Origin of the sequence: Vibrio sp. V42_P2S4T144 (assembly GCF_009904715.1) — a bacterium.
Taxonomy (GTDB): Bacteria; Pseudomonadota; Gammaproteobacteria; order Enterobacterales; family Vibrionaceae; genus Vibrio; species Vibrio alginolyticus.
The window spans coordinates 1-3,140 of the sequence record NZ_WXWS01000223.1; the positions used below are offsets into that span (position 1 = coordinate 1).

Genomic DNA, 3,140 nt, shown 5'->3' on the forward strand with positions numbered 1-3,140 from the left:
TTCTATTCTTGACATTCCCCTGACATAACTTTCCACTTGGACAATAAAATTCCAAACACAGATCACACTAATTCACATTTCTTCCACATTTTCTGGGACAGGTGAGCAAGATGAAAACACAAATAGTAAAAGAAGCCGAGTCAGCCCCAAGCAACGTTGTTACTGAAAAATCAAAGCGCATTATTTATAAATCGAGTTTAAACGCCTTGATGATTGTCGCTATAAGTATTCTCGTTAACCTTAGTCTTCGTCTTGATTATGTCGTGTTGGGATCAAGCCTTGGCGAGCTTTCCGTTACAGAAACGCTCCAGCTTGTGATGCTTGCTATTGCATCATGGTCGTTTTTCAGCTTATCGAAACAACAGCCTCAGCTAAAGCATGCGGCTATTTTGATTGCAGGATTTTTTGCAGTACTGATTATTCGCGAAACGGACTATTGGACAGACATGATTCATCATGGCTCTTGGGTTTTCCCAGCACTTGCTGTCACCGCACTGGCTTGCGCCAAAGCTTACCAAGGTGGTAAAGGTACCATGAACGAAATGGCGACCATTTTAACGGTGCCACATATGAAGCTATTAGTTGGTGCTGTAATGCTATTATTAGTCTTCTCTCGTTTGTATGGTATGGGTAGTTTTTGGCAACAAGTGATGGATGAAAATTACATCCGTGATGTTAAAAATATCTCAGAAGAAGGTATAGAACTGCTTTGCTACTGCTTGATCGCATTAAGCGCCGTCCGCACAAAACGCGAGCTTAATGAATAGACTCAGGATCAAAGCGACGGTTCAATGCAGTCAGTATCGGATGGAAGATACTTAATGCCTTTTCCGCAGCACCTACAGATTCATCCAAGGCCGTCATTTCGACGGCCTTTTTCATTTCTTCAATATGTTGCAAAGCCTCTTTATCGAGCGGTAAAGAGAGCAATTTGTGAATAGTATCTCTTGCGATCATAAGTGGCTTTTTTCGGACAATTGATAAATCTCGGAAAAATACGCCATGCTTGACCCCTTCTAAATAAACTCGGTAGGTTGTGAGTTCATCGAGTAGCAAGAATGTCTCCGCCATAAGCCCTTTATGTGGGTATGGCACGCTAATATGTTTGCTGATATCCAGTGGAATATTGAGGGTCACCCCCATGGATTCGCAATCGGATTTAAGTACTCGTAATAAGCCTTGTTCATCCATCAAATTCTGGATATCAATGATTCGTTCGAGGTGGTAGTCATTAGACAGCAAGATAACCTCAACCGGATGCCCCAACCATAACTCGAACAACCCACTTTTGCACAAAACTTGGGAAACATAACGCATGTTTTGAAACGTGTTCAACGACTCCGTTTCTAAGAGTATATGACGTTCAGGGAACGGATTCACAGAGTCTGCGTTTAGGGTTCTAAAATACGCGTACATCGCCTCTGCTTCAGAAACACTTTGTCCTTGCGTTACTCCGCCACAAAAAACAATCACCGTTCGCTCTATCGGTAGTGATGCAGTCCTACAAGACAAAGCTTCGACTCTGGTTATGCCCTCAGAGGTCAACCTGTTATTGACGAGGCGTTTACCTAAAACGATGACGATGTTGTCTAACTTCATTTTAAAATCTCGCGCTTAGTTGGCAGTGTTACAAAAATCTTCTTTCACTCCCGACCCACAAGCTTTAACATCTAGTTAACAACACTGTTCTAGAGACCTTTATAAAGGTTCACTGCTAAAGGAAGTCAATTATGCTGTCGATTTTCGATATATTTAAAATTGGTGTCGGGCCATCCAGCTCCCACACTAATGGTCCTATGCTTGCCGGATTCCATTTCACTCAGCTAGTTAGCGACTCTATGGCGAAAGTGCATCGGGTGCAAGTGGACCTTTATGGCTCATTGTCACTGACAGGTCGAGGGCACCATACAGACCGAGCCACGGTCCTTGGTTTGATGGGAAATAAACCTGATACCATCAAAATGAGCAGTGCCAAAAGTGCGCTACAAAATACCATAGACAATAATACGCTCATGCTCGCCGGTACACACCAGATTGAGTTTAGCTACGACCATGACATCGTCTTTCATAGCGACAACCTTCCCCTGCATGAAAATGGTATGACGATTACGGCATTAGACGCAGCTGGAGATCAAGTAGCGTTTGAAATTTATTACTCCATTGGGGGCGGATTCATCGCCACCGCCGACGAACTAGAGAACGGCACGCAACAAAATGAGGTCGCAGTACCATTTCCGTTTACATCCGCAGATGAGATGCTGGAAAAAGCCGAGACGAACGGTTTCAGCTTGGGAGGCATGATCCTCCAAAACGAACTCGCATTTCGCTCAGACGAAGAAATTAACCAAAGAGCAGAGCAAATTTGGAAAGTGATGTCGCTCTGCATGCAACGTGGCTTCGATACGGAAGGGATTTTGGAAGGTGGTCTAAATGTCACTCGTCGAGCACCAAACCTTTTGAAAAAGCTCGAAGCCAACGCTGCAGTTGAAAACGATCCGATGGAGATCATGGATTGGATCAATCTCTTTGCCTTTGCGGTTAGTGAAGAAAATGCAGCAGGAGGGCAAGTCGTCACTTCTCCAACGAATGGTGCAGCAGGGGTGATTCCGGCGGTATTGATGTACTACCATCGCTTCATCAAAGAGCTTGATGTTAAACAGCTAAAAGACTTTCTCGCAGTCGCCGGCGCTATCGGCATCTTATATAAAACTAACGCGTCAATTTCTGGTGCAGAAGTGGGGTGTCAGGGAGAAGTTGGGGTTTCTTCATCCATGGCTGCCGCTGGCTTAACAGCGCTAAGAGGGGGCAGTAACGAGCAGATTTGTATTGCTGCGGAAATTGCGATGGAGCATTCATTGGGTATGACTTGTGACCCGATTGGCGGCTTGGTTCAAGTACCTTGTATTGAAAGAAATGCCATGGGAGCAATGAAAGCGATTAATGCATCGCGTATGGCATTAAAGCGCACAAGTAAATGCTTAATTTCGTTAGATAAAGTAATCGAAACCATGTATCAGACTGGTAAAGATATGAATAAAAAATACCGTGAAACCTCTTTGGGGGGCTTAGCTGTCATTCATATGGCACCGCCATGCGAATAATGCCAAGTGGTCATTGCCCTTAGCTTCTCACCATACGCT

General features: G+C 44.3%; 3 protein-coding genes. 2 read left to right on the top strand and 1 reads right to left on the bottom strand.

The genetic code is table 11. The annotated features are described in order from the left end of the window. Positions 1–110 precede the first annotated feature (110 nt). The gene (locus CAG68_RS07960) at positions 111–767 is read left to right on the top strand and encodes a hypothetical protein (RefSeq protein WP_005374025.1); all 657 of its coding nucleotides are present in this window, start codon (positions 111–113) and stop codon (positions 765–767) included. Here the strand turns inward: CAG68_RS07960 and CAG68_RS07965 are convergent. Next, entirely contained in the window at positions 757–1,599 is an 843-nt protein-coding gene (locus tag CAG68_RS07965; RefSeq protein WP_161440985.1) for a YdcF family protein, read from the bottom strand. The two genes, CAG68_RS07960 and CAG68_RS07965, sit on opposite strands and share 11 nt — an antisense overlap. A 131-nt stretch (positions 1,600–1,730) precedes the next feature. Here CAG68_RS07965 and CAG68_RS07970 point away from each other — a divergent pair, with 131 nt between their 5' ends. Then, positions 1,731–3,101, top strand: a complete 1,371-nt coding sequence (locus CAG68_RS07970) for an L-serine ammonia-lyase (protein WP_005374028.1) — start codon at positions 1,731–1,733, stop codon at positions 3,099–3,101. The last annotated feature ends 39 nt before the right edge of the window (positions 3,102–3,140 follow it).

Excerpts from the sequence above, each read along its gene's own strand:
- CAG68_RS07965 (WP_161440985.1), bottom strand. The coding sequence starts at position 1,599 with ATGAAGTTAGACAACATCGTCATCGTTTTAGGTAAACGCCTCGTCAAT.
- CAG68_RS07970 (WP_005374028.1), top strand. The coding sequence starts at position 1,731 with ATGCTGTCGATTTTCGATATATTTAAAATTGGTGTCGGGCCATCCAGC.
- CAG68_RS07960 (WP_005374025.1), top strand. The coding sequence starts at position 111 with ATGAAAACACAAATAGTAAAAGAAGCCGAGTCAGCCCCAAGCAACGTT.